Annotated in this window: 15 protein-coding genes and 1 riboswitch; of the genes, 1 reads left to right on the top strand and 14 read right to left on the bottom strand. The window is 41.3% G+C overall.

Going from position 1 to position 18,738, the window contains the following annotated elements:
* Positions 1 to 7 precede the first annotated feature (7 nt).
* The 7 genes from RTK36_RS03065 to RTK36_RS03035 form a co-directional block, all read right to left on the bottom strand.
* Entirely contained in the window at positions 8 to 886 is an 879-nt protein-coding gene (locus tag RTK36_RS03065; RefSeq protein ID WP_312044223.1) for a DMT family transporter, read from the bottom strand.
* A complete protein-coding gene (locus tag RTK36_RS03060; protein ID WP_312044221.1) occupies positions 876 to 2,117 on the bottom strand; it encodes a competence/damage-inducible protein A in 1,242 nt (413 codons plus the stop codon). Before RTK36_RS03060 ends, RTK36_RS03065 begins: the two co-directional genes overlap by 11 nt.
* A gap of 398 nt (positions 2,118 to 2,515) precedes the next feature.
* The gene (gene pgsA, locus RTK36_RS03055) at positions 2,516 to 3,049 is read right to left on the bottom strand and encodes a CDP-diacylglycerol--glycerol-3-phosphate 3-phosphatidyltransferase (RefSeq protein ID WP_312044457.1); all 534 of its coding nucleotides are present in this window, start codon (positions 3,047 to 3,049) and stop codon (positions 2,516 to 2,518) included.
* A complete protein-coding gene (rimO, locus tag RTK36_RS03050; protein ID WP_312044219.1) occupies positions 3,033 to 4,391 on the bottom strand; it encodes a 30S ribosomal protein S12 methylthiotransferase RimO in 1,359 nt (452 codons plus the stop codon). Before rimO ends, pgsA begins: the two co-directional genes overlap by 17 nt.
* A gap of 16 nt (positions 4,392 to 4,407) precedes the next feature.
* On the bottom strand, positions 4,408 to 5,265 hold the full coding sequence (locus RTK36_RS03045) for a bifunctional 5,10-methylenetetrahydrofolate dehydrogenase/5,10-methenyltetrahydrofolate cyclohydrolase (RefSeq protein WP_312044217.1): 858 nt from the start codon (positions 5,263 to 5,265) through the stop codon (positions 4,408 to 4,410).
* 12 nt (positions 5,266 to 5,277) lie between these two features.
* The gene (locus RTK36_RS03040) at positions 5,278 to 6,948 is read right to left on the bottom strand and encodes a formate--tetrahydrofolate ligase (RefSeq protein ID WP_312044215.1); all 1,671 of its coding nucleotides are present in this window, start codon (positions 6,946 to 6,948) and stop codon (positions 5,278 to 5,280) included.
* Positions 6,949 to 7,023: 75 nt separating this feature from the next.
* Positions 7,024 to 7,104, bottom strand: a riboswitch (ZMP/ZTP riboswitch).
* 199 nt (positions 7,105 to 7,303) lie between these two features.
* On the bottom strand, positions 7,304 to 10,183 hold the full coding sequence (locus RTK36_RS03035; protein ID WP_312044213.1) for a DNA translocase FtsK: 2,880 nt from the start codon (positions 10,181 to 10,183) through the stop codon (positions 7,304 to 7,306).
* A 163-nt stretch (positions 10,184 to 10,346) separates the two neighbouring features.
* Here RTK36_RS03035 and RTK36_RS03030 point away from each other — a divergent pair, with 163 nt between their 5' ends.
* The gene (locus RTK36_RS03030; RefSeq protein WP_312044211.1) at positions 10,347 to 10,925 is read left to right on the top strand and encodes a ferredoxin domain-containing protein; all 579 of its coding nucleotides are present in this window, start codon (positions 10,347 to 10,349) and stop codon (positions 10,923 to 10,925) included.
* 137 nt (positions 10,926 to 11,062) lie between these two features.
* Here RTK36_RS03030 and RTK36_RS03025 read toward each other — a convergent pair whose 3' ends face one another.
* The 7 genes from RTK36_RS03025 to RTK36_RS02995 form a co-directional block, all read right to left on the bottom strand.
* Positions 11,063 to 11,989, bottom strand: a complete 927-nt coding sequence (locus RTK36_RS03025; protein WP_312044209.1) for an EamA family transporter — start codon at positions 11,987 to 11,989, stop codon at positions 11,063 to 11,065.
* Between the two features lie 141 nt (positions 11,990 to 12,130).
* The gene (gene ilvA, locus RTK36_RS03020; RefSeq protein WP_312044207.1) at positions 12,131 to 13,324 is read right to left on the bottom strand and encodes a threonine ammonia-lyase; all 1,194 of its coding nucleotides are present in this window, start codon (positions 13,322 to 13,324) and stop codon (positions 12,131 to 12,133) included.
* A gap of 449 nt (positions 13,325 to 13,773) precedes the next feature.
* A complete protein-coding gene (clpX, locus tag RTK36_RS03015) occupies positions 13,774 to 15,069 on the bottom strand; it encodes an ATP-dependent Clp protease ATP-binding subunit ClpX (protein ID WP_312044205.1) in 1,296 nt (431 codons plus the stop codon).
* A gap of 2 nt (positions 15,070 to 15,071) precedes the next feature.
* Positions 15,072 to 15,671, bottom strand: a complete 600-nt coding sequence (clpP, locus tag RTK36_RS03010) for an ATP-dependent Clp endopeptidase proteolytic subunit ClpP (RefSeq protein ID WP_066047227.1) — start codon at positions 15,669 to 15,671, stop codon at positions 15,072 to 15,074.
* Positions 15,672 to 15,762: 91 nt separating this feature from the next.
* Positions 15,763 to 17,064 carry a trigger factor gene (tig, locus tag RTK36_RS03005; protein ID WP_312044203.1) on the bottom strand — a complete coding sequence of 434 codons (1,302 nt, stop codon included), beginning with the start codon at positions 17,062 to 17,064 and terminating at the stop codon, positions 15,763 to 15,765.
* 178 nt (positions 17,065 to 17,242) lie between these two features.
* Entirely contained in the window at positions 17,243 to 17,524 is a 282-nt protein-coding gene (locus tag RTK36_RS03000; RefSeq protein WP_312044201.1) for a DUF503 domain-containing protein, read from the bottom strand.
* Between the two features lie 152 nt (positions 17,525 to 17,676).
* Positions 17,677 to 18,573 carry an SPL family radical SAM protein gene (locus RTK36_RS02995; protein WP_312044199.1) on the bottom strand — a complete coding sequence of 299 codons (897 nt, stop codon included), beginning with the start codon at positions 18,571 to 18,573 and terminating at the stop codon, positions 17,677 to 17,679.
* Positions 18,574 to 18,738: the final 165 nt, after the last annotated feature.

Below are 18,738 nucleotides of genomic sequence, written 5' to 3'. Positions count from 1 at the left end.
TCTTATATTAACTTATTTTTTCCTCTGTGTCAACTGTTTTTCCTAATGGCTTTTCCGCCAAAAGCATTGCCGCAAAAATAATCCCACATCCTACGACGCCACGCCATCCCATGCGCTCGCCATAAAACAAAATTGAAATAATTGCGGCAAAGATAGATTCAGAGGTAATAATAATTGCAGTTTTATTGGCTGAGGTATATTTTTGCCCCATGGATTGTAAAACAAAATAAATTGCTGTACAAAAGATACCCACATTGAAAAAGCTTACTACAGCAAGACCATTTAGGGAAGGCATGTCCATTCCCGTTATAGCTGTAATTACAAAAGATATGATCGTGACTGTCAAATGTTCCACCAACGCAATGTGCACAGAATCACATTCCAGAACGGCTTTTCCCATAAATGCCATCTGCATGGAAAAAGCCATCGCCGCACCAAAGGACAAAACAGCACCAATGTCCAATTTAAAATCCTCAGTTACCGATAGAAGTGCCACACCAAACAATGTTAAAAATGCTGCTAAAAATCCGCTTGGCAAGGGCTTCTGGCGAAAAGCCACCCAGCAAATAAAAGGAACAATAGCAGCCTGGGTATTACATAAAAAAGCATTAACAGATGGGGTGGTATATTGAAGCCCCACTGTTAATAGCACAAAGGTTGCCGCCAACAGAACACCTAAAATACTGCCCATTTCCCATTCTTTTTTCGTTATTTGAAAATACCTCTTAAAATAAATCAGGCTTAAACAAGCTGTTGCAATTAAAAATCTGCCTAGCATCACTTGATATGGTGTATATCCCCAATCTAAAAGGTATTTCACTCCGATGAAGCCACCACCCCCCAGTATGGCGGCAATTAGAAGCATCCAATCCCCTTTATTTCTCATATTGCAATTTTCTTCGCAGCCAATCCAAAGCCTGGAAGGTTGCCCGTTCTCTGATTTTATTTCTATTTCCCGCAAAATGGAATTCTCTGGCTTCAGCAGCTCCATTGTTATAAATACCGATATAAACCAAGCCCACAGGCTTTTCTTCCGTTCCGCCATCAGGCCCGGCCACACCTGTGGTGGCGATGCCAATTGATGCACCTGAGGTTCTTGCAATGCCCTCCGCCATTTCTTTTGCAGTTTCTTCGCTTACAGCACCGAACTTCTCAAGAGTCTGGGCAGAAACCCCTAAACGCTTCATTTTTGCCTCGTTGGTATAGGTTACACACCCTTCCAAAAATACTTCAGAAATACCGGGATAGCGTACCAATTGGGAAGATATTTCTCCACCTGTGCAGGATTCCGCAACGGCAATGGTCCTTTTCTGCGCCAACAAAAGCTTGGCAACCTCAGTTTCCATATTTGTTTCGCCCTCAGCATAAACGGATTTTCCCAGACGATCTTTTAATGCCGCAGCAACAGGTTCAATTAAGCGGTCTGCTTCCTCTTCATCCTTTGCCTTAGCAGTGATGCGCAAAAGGGCTTCACCATCCTTGGCATAGGGAGCAATGGTTGGGTTTGTTTGGGCATCAATCAAGTCCTTTACCATTTCCTCCATGGCACTCTCCCCAACACTAGCTACCCGCAAGATTCTGGAAATAAAGGTACACTCCTGCTTTTTCGCCAAATAAGGCTTGGCTTGATTTTCAAACATAGGCATCACCTCTTTCGGTGGGCCTGGTAACATTATAATGATTTTCTCATCTTTTTCTATGATAATTCCTGGTGCGGTGCCATTGGCGTTGTACATTACTACGCCATTATTTGCAGGAACAAAAGCCTGTTTTTTGTTGTTCTCTGTCATTGTTCTGCCAATACGGTCAAAGAAAACCTGAATTTGAGCCAATGCTTTTTCATCCAAAATAAGGGGTTCCCCAAAGTACTTCGCCGCTGTTTCCTTTGTCAAGTCATCCTCTGTGGGGCCTAAACCTCCTGTGGTAATCACCAAATCCGCTCTTGAAAAGGCGTGATACAGGGTTTCTTCCAATCTTTTGGGGTTATCCCCTACCACCGTTTGATAGTATACCTCAATCCCGAGTGCCGCCAACTCTTTGGCTAAGTATTGTGCATTGGTATTTAAAATATCTCCAAGCAATAGTTCTGTTCCTACTGCTAAAATTTCTGCTTTCATATTGCGCCTCCTTATCTTATGTTTTGAACATTCTGTTCCTATTGTATTCTTTTTATGGGAAATTTCCAAGTCTTTTTAGAAAGAAAAAAAGAGCAATTCTGCTCTTTTTCGTTGAAACCTTGGGCTTTGCCCAAACCCACTTGCTTTTTGAAAAAAGCAAGATCAAAAACTTTTGCAAACTGCATTCTTCAGTTTACTACCAAATAGCACCTTTTTATGTTACGGAAGGGTTAGGGAAACAAAGAGTTTCCTTAATTAAATCCGCAGGATGGGCTTTGCCAACCAAGTCAAACAGGGAGTTTCAAGACCAATTAGTCCCAGGAACTCATCTGTTTTTCCACTGAAAAAGCTTGAAGAAACGAAACTTTTTTCAAATAGTATTGACTTTGTCAACACCTTTATCCCTTTAAAACCTGCTTGTTTTTTACAATGTAATCCACCCCTGAGAGGATAGTGAAAAATACCGCTAAACCAACCAAAAGCTTTTCAATGATAGAAATACCCGGTAAAGGCAAATTCAACAACACCACAATAATCATAATCATTTGCACTGTGGTTTTCACCTTTCCCCACCAGCTGGCAGCCATGACAATTTTAGCCTCCATCGCTAGGGTACGAAAGCCTGTAATTGCAAACTCCCTAGCTAAAATAATGATAACTACCCAGCTTGCCAAATCTCCTAGCTGAACCATGGAAACAAGGGCGGCCATTACCAAAAGCTTATCCGCCAAGGGATCCATAAACTTACCGAAGTTACTAACTAAATTCCATTTTCTTGCAAGGTATCCGTCCAAAAAATCCGTTATAGATGCAACAATAAAAATTGCTACGGCAATATAACGATTTAAAGGTGCAGGCACCAAAAACAGTACCAATAGAAATGCGGGAATTAAAATCACCCGAAGCATTGTCAGTTTATTCGGCAGATTCATCTGCATAAATTACATCTCCCATCAAATCATAGTCTCCGGCTTCTCGGATTCTTGCTGTTACAAAATCACCGGAATATAGTTCCTCTTCCGCTGTTAAAAATACCAACCCATCAATATCCGGTGCATCTCTGCGGGTTCTTCCGCAATAAATATTTTCTTCGGGCAACTTGCCCTCCACCAACACCTGTACCACCTTGCCCACTTCCTTTTCACAAAGGGAAGCCGCAATATTTTTTTGAATATCCATGATGGTTTCTTTTCTGACTTCCTTAAGCTCATCGTCAATCTGATTTTCCATGATTGCCGCCGCTGTGCCCTCTTCCTGAGAGTAGGAAAATACTCCCAAACGGTCAAAACGCATTTCTTCCACAAAATCAAGCAAATCCTCAAATTCCGCTGCCGTTTCGCCGGGGAATCCCACAATCAGTGTCGTCCGAATGGCAATATCGGGCATCGCCCCACGCAATGCCGCTACCTTTTCTTTGATTAAGGCCTGGTTGCTTTTTCTGCCCATGCGCTTTAACACAGCGTCGTTCCCATGCTGAATGGGCATATCAATATAATGACAGATTTTTTCATTCCTAGCCATTTCATCAATGGTTTCTTGGGTTAATGTTTCAGGATAACAGTATAACAAACGAATCCATTCAATGCCATCAATTTTTGATAATTCCTCCAACAAGACATGGAGTTTAGGTTCACCATATAAGTCTCTGCCATAAATGGAAGTATCCTGTGCAACAATAACCAATTCCTTCACACCATTTTCTTCCAAAACCTTTGCTTCTTCCACAAGGCTTTCTATGGTACGGCTTCTGTGTTTGCCTCTAAGCTTAGGTATAACGCAATAGGTGCAATGGTTATCACAGCCCTCAGAAATCTTTAAATATGCAAAATAAGGAGCAGTAGAAAGAATCCGCAGTTTCCCATTGGCATCTTCCATCGGACGATCAATATCCTCTAAATACTTCTCGCCCATCTTTCCCTTTAAAATATCTGCAGCTACCTCCGCCACAGATTCATAGGCCGCTGTACCAATGACTGCATCCACCTCAGGCAGTTCATCAAAAAACTCCTTCTCATAGCGCTGTCCCAAACAACCGGCTACGATTAAGCCTTTGCATTTGCCTGTTTTTTTATACTCCGCCATCTCCAGAATGGTTTCAATACTTTCGTCTAGGGCGTCCTTAATAAAACAGCATGTATTGATCACGATGATGTCTGCCTCTGCTTCATTGGCGATGGTCTGAAAACCATTTTGCGCCAATATGCCCAGCATAACCTCGCTGTCTACTCTGTTTTTGTCACACCCTAAAGAAGTGAATGCTACGGTTCCTTTCATGTTTACCTCCCTAAATTTACATCAAGTTGTTCTGCATTTTTGCAGCCACAAGACAATTCTTCATAAGCATTGCTATGGTCATGGGCCCTACGCCTCCCGGCACAGGTGTAATTGCCCCTGCAATCTCTTTTACAGCTTCAAAATCCACATCTCCACAGAGCTTGCCTGCCTCGTTGCGGTTCATGCCTACATCAATCACAATGGCACCTGCTTTGACCATATCTGCGGTAACAGTATTTACCTTTCCCGTGGCACTGACAATAATATCCGCCCCCAAGCAAACCTCCGCCAGATTTCGGGTCTTTGAATGGCAAATTGTCACCGTTCCGTTCTCCTGCATCAACAGCATAGCCACTGGCTTCCCAACGATATTGCTTCTTCCGATAATCACACAATTCTGCCCTTGTATTGTATGTCCACTGCGCTTGATTAACTCAATAATACCTGCAGGCGTGCAAGGCAAAAAACCTTTGCCTCCTGTATGCAATAGTCCCACGTTCATAGGATGAAAGCAGTCTACATCCTTTTTAGCATCAATGGCAAGAATAACTTTTTCCTCATTGATATGCTTCGGCAAAGGCATTTGCACCAAAATACCGTGAACGGTCTCATCAGCGTTTAGCTGTGCCACAAGGCGGAGCAGTTCCTCTTCTGATGTTTCTGCCCCTAATTCATAAGATACAGAGCGAATACCCACAGCCTCGCATGCCTTCTTTTTATTATTTACATAAACTTGAGAAGCGGAATCGTTTCCCACCAAAACAACGGCAAGGCAGGGATTTACTCCCTGAGCCTTAATTTGAGCCGCTTCTATTGCCGCTTCCTCTTTGATCTGCGCCGAAATCAACTTGCCATCAATCAATTGTGCTGTCATCATTACAACTCCTTAGAATAATCCTACGATGTTGCCATCCTCATCAATATCAATATCCAAAGCCGCAGGTCTTTTTGGTAAGCCGGGCATTGTCATAATATCTCCAAGCATTGCAACAATAAAGCCTGCTCCTGCTGAAATTCTCAATTCTTTCACATTTACCTCAAATCCCTCAGGACGTCCCAAAAGCTTAGGGTCATCGGAAAGGGAATATTGTGTTTTTGCAATGCAGACAGGGAAATGCCCAAAGCCTAGCTGTTCAATTTGAGCCAGGGTCTTTTTTGCTGCTCCCGAGAAACTGACACTTCCTGCGCCATAAATTTCTTTACAAACACAATTTATTTTTTCCTGGATGGTTAAATTGTCATCATATAAGGTATGAAAATTATTTTCCTTTGTCTCTAAAGTTTCCAAGACCTTTTCCGCCAAAGTACGGCCGCCTTCGCCACCTTCTGCCCAAACCCTTGCAATGGCAAAGGTTGCACCCATAGCCTCACAGCGCTCCTTTACAAAGGCAACTTCTGCATCAGTATCTGCCACAAAATGGTTCAAAGTAACCACAACAGGAACGCCAAATTTCTGTATATTTTCAATATGCTTTTCTAAATTTACAAAACCTTTTTTCAAAGCTTCCAAGTTTTCATTGCTCAAATCTGCTTTGGCAACACCACCATTATATTTCATTGCACGGATTGTTGCAACCAGAACAACGGCGTCGGGCTGAATGCCAGCCTTGCGGCACTTAATATCAAAAAATTTCTCTGCCCCCAAATCCGCACCAAAGCCAGCTTCCGTCACCACATAATCCGCCATTTTCAAGCCTAATTTTGTGGCACGAACACTGTTACAGCCATGGGCAATATTTGCAAAGGGGCCGCCGTGAATCATTGCAGGCGTATGCTCCAAAGTCTGTACCAAGTTGGGCTGAAGCGCATCCTTCAATAAAACGGTCATTGCACCGTCAGCACCGATTTGCTTTGCCGTTACAGGCTCATCATTGTAAGTATAGCCAATTATAATTTGGCCTAACATCTCTTTTAAATGCTTTATGTCGTTGGCCAAGCAGAAAATCGCCATAATCTCAGAAGCAACGGTAATTTGGAAACCATCCTCACGGGGTACGCCGTTTACCTTACCACCCAAGCCTGAAATGACATTTCTCAGTTGTCTATCGTTTAAGTCAACAACTCTTTTCCAAGTGATTTTTCTAGGATCAATATTTAAATCATTTCCTTGTTGAATATGATTGTCCACCATGGATGCCAAGAGGTTGTTTGCTGTAGTAATAGCATGCAAATCCCCAGTAAAATGTAGGTTGATTTCCTCCATAGGAACAACCTGAGCATAACCGCCACCGGCAGCTCCACCCTTTACACCCATGCATGGGCCAAGGGATGGCTCTCTTAAACAGGTAATGGCATTTTTACCCAACTTCTGCAGTGCCTGGGCTAAGCCAATGGTCACTGTGGTTTTCCCCTCGCCTGCAGGGGTAGGGTTTACAGCAGTCACTAAAATCAGCTTCCCACTGGGGTTGTTTTTAATCTGATTATAGTATTTGTCGCTGATTTTCGCCTTATACCTCCCGTAGCATTCCACAAATTCCTCGGGAATCCCTGCTTTTGCAGCTATCACAGTAATTGGCTCCATTGTGCACTCCTGTGCAATTTGCAAATCTGTTTTCATGATAAACAAACTCCTTTCAGTCCTTCAACGGTTTTCAAACGCCGTGAACCGCAATAAAAAAACCGACAGTCCAAGCGTCATCGCCCAGACGGTCGGCATTTATCCTTGTCATACTCCATGTGGTTAACTCCACTTCCGTCAGTCATATGACCTCTAGGGAAATGGTACTATAAGCAGGTTTTTTTGTCAACAGACAAAGAAATATTTTATCCAATACAATATTTGTGTTTCCTTCTGTTTTAGAGGTTATTTTCACAAATTTTTCCTTTTTCAACAATCCTCTTTGACATATTAAAAACGGAAAGACTGTAAAACTTCTTTTGATTATGTAAAGTGAATTCTCTCCTGCTTGTCATCATGGAAGCTCTTCTTCCACAGGCTCTTTTACCGTTTCCCATTGGGCACGGGTAATGAGTACTTTTCTGGGCTTACTTCCATCTTCGGAGCCAACCATTCCTTTGCGCTCTAGCTCATCCATCAGCCTTGCCGCACGGTTATAGCCAATTCTAAACTGTCTTTGCAGCATAGAAACAGAGGCTTTTTCCTTTTCAATAATCAGATCCACAGCGGGTTCAAAAAACTCATCCCGATCTTCATCTGCATCCATACCGGTTTTTGTTACCTTTGTAATTTGGTCTATGGTATCCTGAGTATATCCAGGGCGACCGCTTTTTTTCAGGAAGGAAACAATATCCTCCACCTCTTTATCGGTAACAAACGCCCCTTGTAAACGGGCAGGCTTGCTTTGTCCCGCAGGGTAAAACAACATATCTCCCTTACCCAAGAGCTTTTCCGCACCAACCATATCCAAAATAGTTCTGGAGTCAATGCCCGATGAAACTGCAAAGGCCAATCGAGATGGAATGTTTGCCTTAATGACGCCGGTAATGACATCTACAGACGGTCGCTGGGTTGCGATAATCAAGTGCATTCCCGCAGCACGAGCCATTTGCGCTAATCGGCAAATGGAATCCTCTACCTCACCGGGAGCCGCCATCATCAAATCCGCCAACTCATCAATGACGATGACAATTTGCGCCATCTTTCCTTTTTCGTCCCCTTCTTCTTCTTTCATGGCATTAAAGCCCTTAATATCCCTTACACCAAATGCCGCAAAATCGTTATATCTTTGCAGCATTTCTCGCACTGCCCAGTTTAACGCCGCTGACGCCTTTTTGGGGTCGGTAACAACAGGAATCAATAGATGGGGAATACCATTATAAACACTTAACTCCACCACCTTGGGGTCAACCAACAAAAGTTTTACGTCCTTGGGATCCGCCTTATATAAAATGCTGGTAATCAGTGTGTTAATGCAAACACTCTTACCACTTCCCGTTGCTCCTGCAATTAAAAGATGGGGCATTTTCCCAATATCCGTAACCACAGGGTTCCCCGCAATGTCCTCTCCCAGTGCAAATGCCAGCTTGGAACCATGATTATGGAAAGCATCACTATCTAATACCGTTCTCAAATAAACGGATTGGGTCTCTCGGTTAGGCACTTCAATACCCACTGCCGCCTTTCCAGGGATAGGCGCTTCAATTCGAATGCCGCTTGCCGCTAAATTTAGAGCTATATCATCCGCCAAATTTACAATCTTGCTTACTTTTACCCCTTGGCTAGGGGATAATTCGTATCGGGTAACTGTTGGCCCTCTGTTTATTTGAATCACTTTTGCATCAACACCAAAGCTCTTCAATGTGGACTCCAACTTTTTCGCATTAGCTAGCATCTCTGCCTTTGAGTCCCCACCTCCCGATTTTGGGTCTTCCCCTAAAAGGTCTATGGGTGGAAATACATAGGGAATTTCTTCCTCAACTGGTTCGGCAGCAACCTCTTCCTCAGGTGCCATCTCCGCTTTGTCAGAAGTTTTCTGTTGCTTTTCTCCTTCTTCCGTATCTTTCAATGCATCGGCATCCTCTGTTATTTCTATATCAGGAGAAGTATTCGTACTTTCGAATACATCCAAGTCCTCTGTGACAGCTAAGCTCTCATCCGCATCGTCCAAAACAACAATGGGCATCTCCTCTGAATCACATACAGGCTCGTCCTTTGTAAAAACCTCTTCCTCTTCTGATAACAAAAGCTCCTCTTCCGTGTTCTCTCTGAAAATTTCCTCCAGCATCTCTTCCCCTTCATCCTGAACCGCCTTGGAATGAACCATAATGGGGATTTCTTCGTCTTTTTGCTGATTTTCTAAAACAGACTCGATTTCAAAATCTTCGCTTTCTTCCTGGACAGTTCCGTCAGTTCCATCTTGGCCTTCCTCAAAAATAAAGTTGTAAATAGGTTCCGCCTTCTTAAATTTTGCAGGATCCTTTTTACGGAAAACTGTTTCTTCTATTTCAGGATTCTCAGTCTCACAGCCTTCCTCGTCCCAGAGCTCAATATTGTAACTGCCTTTCTTTTTTTCCCGCTGTCGCCGACGCTCCCGCTTTTCTGCTTCTGCCTGCTCCATCAATCGAATCTGTTCCGCTTTGCTTTTTATCTTTTCTTGTCTTACCTTTTGCATCGCTTTTTGGTGAGCAGAGTAATCGGAAACCGCCTGAAAAAAGGACTTTCCTGTAGCCATAATAAACGAAATAATCAAGAGAGCAATTAATACCAAAGTGCTGCCCAGCGTATCAAAGGCACTAAATAGCATACCGCCCAAGGCAACGCCAAGTAAACCGCCGTTGCCCATAGCCCCTTCCCCGTAGTAAAAGGCAACTTTCTGGAAAAATTTTAAATTGGCAGTGGCTTCAATGGGATGTATTAAGTGTACCCCTGCCGCAACACAAAGAAGAAATAGTAAGCCGCCAAGACCGCGAATCACAGGCATTTTTCTTTCTTCACTTGCCAAAAGCCATCCACAATATAGAATAATACATAGCGGCAACAATACCCCTGCAAAACCAAATAGTCCTTTAAACAGACTGCTGAACAAATGCCCAATGATGCCCATTTTTTCCGTAAGCACGCTAATTTCAGCTACTAGGGAAATCAGCATGATGATAATTAGGATTACCTCATCCAATATACTATCCCCAAAGCGGTCATTCTTTTCTATCGCCTTGGAAGCTCCTTTATGCTGACTCTTTGAGGAACTGCTTTTCCCCGCCCCAGTCTTCCCATTTGTATTTTTTTTCACGGCAGTAGATTTTGCGACGGCCTTCGTTGAACCAGCGCTACTCTTTCTTGTTGTCTTTTTCTGTTCTGCCAAATTACTCACCTCATCTATCTTTTGAAACATATTTGCGAACCACTGTTTGCCTTAATATAAAATTATACCATAAATATGCAAATCTCGCACCTTTTTTATCAACGCAATTTCCTCTACGATATTGCATCTTTTACAAAACATACTGTATAATGAATTGTGTATCATTTTACAAAAGGAAAAGGAGGAACAAGAGATGAAATACAGTGGTGAAAAGCTTCAATTAAGAGCAATTGAAACCGTAGCTTCCCTTATGATTGCAGCAGCGAAAACAGCCCCTAAGGGCTGTGGCAGGGATAGCATGGAATCCCTCATTATTGATGGAACGGATAAGGATGCCCTTGCGGCAGAAATGAGAAAAATCGGTGAGGAAACCCGTCAGCCATTTTATATAAGAGATGCAGAAAACGTAGACTTATCTGCCTGCGTTGTTCTCTTTGGGGCACAGGAAACCTATAGAGGGTTGCCTTACTGTAATTACTGTGGCGCTGGAGACTGTTTCGGTGCCAATAAAAGTGGCATCCATTGTGCCTTCGCCGTAGGCGATTTAGGCATTGCCATGGGTTCTGCTGTTTCCGTAGCGGCAACACATCGCATTGATAATAGGATTATGTTTTCGGCAGGCAAAGCAGCATTGTCTTTAGGCCTTTTTTCCGAAAAAGTATTTTTAGGTTACGGCATTCCCCTATCTGTAACAGAAAAAAGCCCTTATTTTGATCGCCCCACCGTGGCTTCCGCATCCTCTGCGGCTGCTCCTGGCTGTAACGCAAAATAATCAATCTTTTTTAATAAAAAGCCCACTGCTGGCAGAGGAAATGCCTTGCAATGGGCTTTTTTTAGAACTCTATGCACTGAAACAAACTGTTTGTTTTACAAAACATCTTGGTCAATTCCAAGCACCCCATTCTACTTTCATGCTTCTAAATCTTGTGAACGCACATTCTCTTCTTTTCTGGAATAAAAAGATAATCCCAACACCGTTCCAAGAATCAATATAAAACCAACTAACTCAACAGGATGAAACACAGAGCCCAAGAATAGTACTGAAACCACTATTGCCGTCACAGGTTCAATACTGCCCAAAAGGCTCCCCATAAATGGTCCAACCAGGCTAACTCCTTTTAAAAATAAGGAAAATGCTACTGCCGTACCAATCACAACCACTCCTAAAACCCCCAGAATGGTTCCTGTGTCCCATAAAATTGGGTAATTCCAAGGCCGAACAAAAGGTACCATAATAACGCCCGCAAACAACATCCCGTAGCCCACCACAACATAAACACCGTACTTTCTCATTAGACCACCGGAAAGCAAGCTGTAAAGGGCCGCACCCAAAGCAGAACTTAACCCAAAAAACAGTGCTGTTCCCGTCAAAGACATATTGTAAATATCCCCACGGGTGCTAAGCAAAAAGGTACCCAAGAGGGCTGCCATAATTGCCCAAAGCTCCACCCTACTTGGTAGTCTCCTCCCCTTTACACAAACCACTGCCAATATAATTAATGGGTTTAAAAACTGTAATACTGTTGCCGTTCCCGCATTGGAGTGTTGGATTGCTGCAAAATATGTATATTGACACATGAGCATCCCCAAAAGGGAGAATATTAAAAGCTGCTTTGTGTCAGCTTTATTTTTAAAAACCTCCAACATTTTCCCTTTCTGAATCGCAAACCCCATCATTATTAATAAAGCTCCAGCAAAAATAAGACGTATTGCAACCAGCCATTCAGCTGTAATATTTTTCTCCACAAATAAAAACTGCCCGAAACACCCTGATATACCCCAGCAAATCCCCCCGCCTAAAGTAATCAGAATACCGGCCTCTTTCTTACGTTCCATAGGTTCCCTCCGCTTTCATTTATCTATTGTATTGTGATTATACCTTAACTTCCATAAAAAAACATCCTTTTATTTAATCAATAAAAGGATGTCTCGCTATTTAGGGGGGCTAAATAGACATATAGAAAAGAAAGGGTTTCCTTACTTTACATCATAACCATTAGAAACAAGCTTCTCAATCAGCTCTTCACAATGGTTTTTGTTTCTAGTTTCCACGGTTACATCTACAATACATTTTCCAACTGCAATATTACGCACCATACGGTCATGGTTTACATTGAAAATGTTTGCACCAGCTTCTGCGATAATCTGAAGCATCTGTGTCAGCTGACCAGGCTTATCCATCATTGTTACAGAGAATTTTGTCAATCGACCATTCACCTGCAGGCCTTTATCAATAATACGATCTAAAATATTAATATCCACGTTACCGCCGGAAATAATACAAACAGTCTTTTTGCCCTGAATATCAGCTTTATTGTACATTGCCGCAGCAACAGAAACTGCACCAGCACCTTCTGCCACCATTTTGTGCTTTTCTAAAAGCATCAGGATTGCAGAAGCAATTTCTTCCTCGGAAACCGTAACAATTCCATCCACATACTTCTGACACATCTCAAAAGTCTTATCTCCTGGCTGTTTTACAGCAATACCATCGGCAACAGTGTTTACTTCTGCCAATGTCTCAATTTTGCCATCACGTAAGGAATTAAACATGGAAGGCGCGCCTTCAGCCTGTACACCATAAACCTTACATTCAGGTTTCAATTCTTTAATTGCACAAGCAACACCGCTGATTAAGCCGCCGCCGCCAATGGGAACAAGCACAACTTCAACATCTTCCAAATGTTCCAAAATTTCAAGACCAATGGTTCCTTGTCCTGCCATAACGTAGTCATCATTAAAGGGATGTAAAAAAGTGTATCCCTTTTCATTTTTAAGCTCTGCAGCTTTTGCAGCAGCGTCGTCATAAACACCAGGAACTAACACAACCTCTGCACCATAGCTTTTTGTTGCCTCAACTTTAGCAAGGGGCGCACCAGCAGGCATACAAATAACAGCTTGAATTCCTTTTTTCTTTGCCGCCAAGGCAACACCCTGGGCATGGTTGCCTGCAGAACAAGCCACAACGCCATGCATTGCTTCTTCTTCCGTTAAATTAGCTGTTTTGTAATAAGCACCTCTCAACTTAAAAGAACCTGTTACCTGCATATTTTCACACTTAATATACACATCAGCGTCAGGATTGATAAACTTAGACTGAAATAAAGGTGTTTCTGTTGCAATACCAGTCAGAACCTCTTTTGCATTTTGAATCATTTTTAAAGATAACATTGCACTCTCACTCCTGTGTCTTTAACATATGCACATATGTTTATTTTTGTCTATATCTCGAATACAAAATAATTATATGTTCACTTTTTAACAACGTCAACACATTTTAACAACTTTTTTTCTTATTTTGCAATTTTGTTATTATTGCTATTCATTCCGCATTCCATGTACATTATTCCGCATTATATAGACGAATATAATTTTTCTCTGTAGTAATGCATAAAAACCCATACGTTTTGCCCGTAGGAAAAAGAAATTTCCAGTGAATCTTTCCCCTTTTGAAGGATAATTAGGAATAATATTACATAATTAAATGATTTTTTTGAGGTTGTCAAACATAACTCTCAGTTTAATTGCAATAAATTGGTGAAAAAATAATTCATCAAATACTTTTCTAACGCAAAAAATCCCCTATGAAATATTCATAGGGGATTGATTTCTTAAGTTAATCAAGAAGCATTCACCTTTCTTGTATGCTTGCGTCTGCGCATACGCTGTAAGGGTTGCCGATTTTCATTATAAATATATTTAGGGGCTTCATTCCCCTCCACAACACCTTGGGTAATGATACATCTTTCCAGCGTTGTTTCAGCGGGAATTTCATACATAATTGGATTAATAAATTCCTCCATAATTGCACGCAACCCTCTGGCACCTGTTGCCCGCTCCATTGCCTTTTTTGCAATGGCCGCTAAAGCCTCTGGTTCAAATTCCAAAATAACATCATCCAAAGCAAATAGATATTCATACTGCTTTGTCAATGCATTTTTTGGCTCCGTCAAAATATGGGTAAATGCTTCTTCATCCAAATTATCCAAAGTTACCACTACGGGCAAACGACCGATAAATTCCGGAATAAGTCCGTATTTTAATAGATCCTGGGGCATCAAAGAACGAAGAATTTCGTCTGATGTTTTGTTTAACCTGCTATGCACTTCTGCTCCAAAACCAATCACCTTATGTCCCATACGGTTTTCAATGATTTTTTCAATGCCGCCGAAAGCGCCGCCACAAATAAATAAAATATTTGTTGTATCTATTTGGATAAACTCCTGATGAGGATGTTTCCTGCCACCCTGAGGAGGTACACTAGCCGTGGTGCCTTCCAGAATTTTTAGCAATGCCTGTTGCACGCCCTCGCCGCTAACATCTCTAGTGATTGATACATTTTCCGATTTTTTCGTAATCTTATCAATCTCATCAATATAAATAATGCCTCTCTCTGCGCGTTCAATATCATAATCTGCTGCTTGAATGAGCTTCAGCAAGATGTTTTCCACATCCTCGCCTACATATCCCGCTTCTGTTAGGGAGGTGGCGTCTGCAATGGCAAAAGGAACGTTCAATACTCTGGCTAAAGTCTGCGCCAGCAAAGTTTTTCCTGTACCAGTTGGGCCTGCCAAAAGAATATTGCTTTTTTGAAGTTCAACATCCTCCGCCTTGGCATCCATATAAACACGTTTATAGTGGTTATAAACCGCTACTGACAAAGCCTGTTTTGCCTTATCCTGACCAATTACATATTGGTCTAGTGTCTCTTTGATTTCTTTTGGCTTAGGTACATTAAACTTTTCTTCCTTGTTTGCTAAAACATCATATTCTTCATCAATAATTTCGGCGCACAGCTCGATACATTCATCACAAATATATACATTCGGCCCAGCAATCAGCTTCTTTACTTGATCCTGAGTTTTCCCGCAGAAGGAACAACGCAATTTGTTCGTATCTTCTGTTTTTCCTGCCATATTTAGCCTCTCTCCTTTGTCTGAGGTTTTGTAATTATATCATCAATCAGCCCATAGGCCTTTGCTTCCTCAGCCGTCATAAAATGGTCTCTCTCTGTATCTCTTTCAATTTCTTCAATGGTTCTTCCTGTATTATTAGCCATAATTTCATTCAATTTCTTTTTGGTACGCAAAATATTCTCAGCATGGATAAAAATATCCGTTGCCTGTCCTCTTGCTCCACCACTAGGCTGATGAATCATAACCTCTGCATTCGGCAATGCGTATCTTTTACCCTTTGCACCACCTGATAAAAGAAAAGCTCCCATACTGGCTGCCATACCAATGCAGATTGTAGACACATCAGGTTTAATATACTGCATGGTATCGTAAATCGCAAGTCCTGCGGTTACAGAGCCGCCTGGGCTGTTGATATAAAGGCTAATGTCCTTATCTGGGTCTTCCGCAGCCAAAAATAACAGCTGGGCTACAATAAGGCTGGATGTAACATCATTTACCTCTTCCCCCAGGAAAATAACTCTGTCCTTTAACAGTCTGGAATAAATATCATAAGAACGCTCTCCCCGGTTTGTCTGTTCCACTACCATAGGCACTAAACTCATATGAACTCCCTCCATTCCCAATTAATTTATATCTTTTGAAATACCTATAAAGCTTAATTAGGCACAGTAAAACTGTGCCTAATCGATGGTCTTATTCAGCCTTAGGATCTGTTAAAACGGCTGTGTCTTCGATCAGCTTCATCGCTGCTCTTACAAGCATATCCTGTTCCAGCGCTTCTTTATCTTCTTCTCTTATCATTTCCAACATTTTCTTTCCATCAATGCCGTAGCTTTCGCCATATTTGCAAATTTCTGCTTCCAGTTCTTCTTTAGAAACTGCTAAGCCCTCTTCCTTTGCAATGGCTTCCAGCATTAATCTTGCATCCACACTCTTTACGCTGGTTTCTTTGAAGTTTTCTTTCATTTCTTCAGGTGTTGTACCCATATACTGGCAATAAATGTCTAAGGACAAGCCCTGACGAACGATGTTATCTTCAAAATCCTTCATCATGCTGTTAATTTTGTTATCATACATAACCTGTGGTACTTCCATTTCGCAGTTTGCAACTGCCACATCCAAAAGCTTATCGCCCTGAACCTGTTTTGCTTTTTCTTCTTTCTCCTTTGCAAGCTTTTCCAGAATGCTTGCTTTGTATTCATCCAAAGTGGAAAATTCGGAAACGTCCTCTGCAAAAGCATCATCCAACGCAGGCAGTTCTTTCTTTGTAATACCTTTGATTTCAATTGCAAAAACTGCATCCTTGCCTGCCAAATCTGGAGAGTGATACTCTTCTGGGAATTTCACGTCAATGTCAAATTTTTCACCCAAAGCGTGACCTACAAGCTTTTCTTCAAAACCGGGGATAAACATACCGCTGCCCAATTCTAAATCATGCTCATCTGCCTTGCCACCCTCAAAAGGTACGCCGTCAACGGAGCCTTCATAGCTCATCTTCACAACATCGCCCATTTCTGCTGCTCTGTCTGTTACTTCAACGGTTCTTGCATTTTTAGCCTGAACCTTTTCCAATTCAGCCAAAACTTCTTCTTCTGTTACTTCAGATACAACCTTCTCTGTGGAAAGGCCTTTATATTGACCCAACTTAATTTCAGGTTTAATTGTAACATCAACAATAAATTTTGCACCCTTATCGGAACCGATATATTCAACGTCCAAAGATGGTGCGGAAACTACGTCCAAATTCAGCTCTTTTACAGCTGCCATGTATTCTTCAGGGAAAATATGGTTTACTGCATCTTCATAGAAAAAGCCTTCGCCATACTGAGACTCAATCAACTTTCTAGGTACTTTACCCTTTCTAAAACCAGGGAGAGAAATTTGATTTTTATGCTTGTTATAAGCAAAAGCCATACCTTTTTCCAATACTTCTGCGGTTACTTCAAAAGAAAATTTTACTTCTGTTTTTTCCTTGTTCAACAATGTTGCGTTCATGTAGAAGCTCCTCCTTAAAAATCTGTTTCTATGACAACTAAATCTTATTTTTATCAAACTGTCGTCATCCAAATGTCAGTCCCTAAAACTGAACAATCAAAGGTTATTATATCACACGGTATTTTGAAAATCTACTGTAAAATATAAAAAAATCCACTGTTTCAGCCAAAAAACCTCCCTAAAACACTTCAAATTCTACGGAAATCATTTCCGCTTCCGTGTTTTGCTCCATAAAGCGCAGGATATGTTGTATGATGCTGTCTGCCTGTCGTTTTTCGTTGGTTACACAGGCAAAACCGATTACGATTATTTTATGTTGATCCTGACAGTCTACCTCGGCAACGGAAACGTTAAATTTATGTCTTGTTTTATCCACAAGGCTTTTCACTACCATTCGTTTTTCTTTCAGAGAAGTTACCCAATCAGCGTGAAAGGTGACTTCACAACTACCGATTATCATTTTAAGCATCCCTCTTTCTATTTTCACAAAAAGATTCAACTTTACGGTCAAGGATAAAGTAATTCTTTTTGCAGACAAAGAGTATTATTAACCGAAGATAAGCATTTTTTTCTAAATCATAAATCTTCTAAAAATCAATGCCAATCACCTATTTAGTCAAAAAGGCTAAGCTGAACAGGCTTATTTTTCCCATTGACCTCTCGGTCAAGCCTACTCCTATAATCAAAGGAAATCTGATATTTTTCTCTGATTCTACCCAATTTTTCAAACAAAGGCCCTCTATACTCTTTAAGCCCTGCATTCTGATAAAGTATCCTATACTCACCCAATAAATTCGGATATTCCTTCTGCAAAAAATGATAAAAAACCTGTTTTGTTTCTCCTCTCAAATTCAGCAGCCCTGGCAGCAGATAATCCACATGGGCATCTCTTGCCTGAGAAAAAACAGCATTTAAGTTTTCCTCCCCATCTGTAAGGTAAGGCAGCAAAGGCATCATATGCACTGCTGTAGAGGCCTTGGTTTTTCTGAATTCCTGCAACATGGAAAATCGCCTCATGGGACTTACCCCTCCGGGCTCCAGTTTTTTTTGCAATGTTTCATTTGCAGTGGTTATGGTAGAAGCGATATTAACATAGGTTTTTCTTGACAATTCATCAAACAAATCGAAATCCCTTAGTATTAAATCTGATTTTGTTGAAATAATTATGGGATTATTATATTTAATCATTAAACGCAAAATCTCGGGCATTTGTCTCTCCATAGACTCGGCAACCTGATAATTGTCTGTTACACCGCCTAAATTAATGACACCCTTATCCCATTTGGGGTTGCGTAATTGCCGTTCCAATGCATCCACAATATTGGTTTTTACAAAAATGGCATCAGAAAAATCCCCTTTTTCCTTCAGATACTTATGGGAATAGCGAGCGTAGCAATATTTACAGTCATGATTACATCCTCTATATACGTTCAAATCCCAATGATAGGGAAATCTTCCCCTCACAAAGGTACACGCTGTCTTGCAAGAAATAGAAATTGTTCTTTTCATACTGCCCCCTTACCCGTGCAAAGTGGAAGGATTCTCGACTCTTTTCGAATATAATTAATACTTATATGGTAACACTTCCTGTCTTATTAAGCAAAGCATAAACACTATTTTCTATTTAAATAAAACAAAAAAAATCGGTCTTGAATAATCAAAACCGATTCAAAC

It is taken from the genome of Anaerotignum sp. (assembly GCF_031981185.1).
Classification (GTDB): domain Bacteria; phylum Bacillota; class Clostridia; order Lachnospirales; family Anaerotignaceae; genus Chakrabartyella.
Note: the sequence above shows the minus strand (reverse complement) of the source record. Positions and strands in the feature narration are given on the sequence as shown.

Coding starts and splice junctions, on each gene's coding strand:
- tig (WP_312044203.1), bottom strand. CDS start 17,064: ATGAACGCAACATTGTTGAACAAGGAAAAAACAGAAGTAAAATTTTCT.
- RTK36_RS02995 (WP_312044199.1), bottom strand. CDS start 18,573: ATGAAAAGAACAATTTCTATTTCTTGCAAGACAGCGTGTACCTTTGTG.
- RTK36_RS03025 (WP_312044209.1), bottom strand. CDS start 11,989: ATGGAACGTAAGAAAGAGGCCGGTATTCTGATTACTTTAGGCGGGGGG.
- pgsA (WP_312044457.1), bottom strand. CDS start 3,049: ATGAATCTGCCGAATAAACTGACAATGCTTCGGGTGATTTTAATTCCC.
- RTK36_RS03060 (WP_312044221.1), bottom strand. CDS start 2,117: ATGAAAGCAGAAATTTTAGCAGTAGGAACAGAACTATTGCTTGGAGAT.
- RTK36_RS03045 (WP_312044217.1), bottom strand. CDS start 5,265: ATGACAGCACAATTGATTGATGGCAAGTTGATTTCGGCGCAGATCAAA.
- RTK36_RS03000 (WP_312044201.1), bottom strand. CDS start 17,524: ATGATAATCGGTAGTTGTGAAGTCACCTTTCACGCTGATTGGGTAACT.
- RTK36_RS03030 (WP_312044211.1), top strand. CDS start 10,347: ATGAAATACAGTGGTGAAAAGCTTCAATTAAGAGCAATTGAAACCGTA.
- rimO (WP_312044219.1), bottom strand. CDS start 4,391: ATGAAAGGAACCGTAGCATTCACTTCTTTAGGGTGTGACAAAAACAGA.
- RTK36_RS03040 (WP_312044215.1), bottom strand. CDS start 6,948: ATGAAAACAGATTTGCAAATTGCACAGGAGTGCACAATGGAGCCAATT.
- RTK36_RS03065 (WP_312044223.1), bottom strand. CDS start 886: ATGAGAAATAAAGGGGATTGGATGCTTCTAATTGCCGCCATACTGGGG.
- clpP (WP_066047227.1), bottom strand. CDS start 15,671: ATGAGTTTAGTGCCTATGGTAGTGGAACAGACAAACCGGGGAGAGCGT.
- ilvA (WP_312044207.1), bottom strand. CDS start 13,324: ATGTTATCTTTAAAAATGATTCAAAATGCAAAAGAGGTTCTGACTGGT.
- RTK36_RS03035 (WP_312044213.1), bottom strand. CDS start 10,183: ATGTTTCAAAAGATAGATGAGGTGAGTAATTTGGCAGAACAGAAAAAG.
- clpX (WP_312044205.1), bottom strand. CDS start 15,069: ATGGCAGGAAAAACAGAAGATACGAACAAATTGCGTTGTTCCTTCTGC.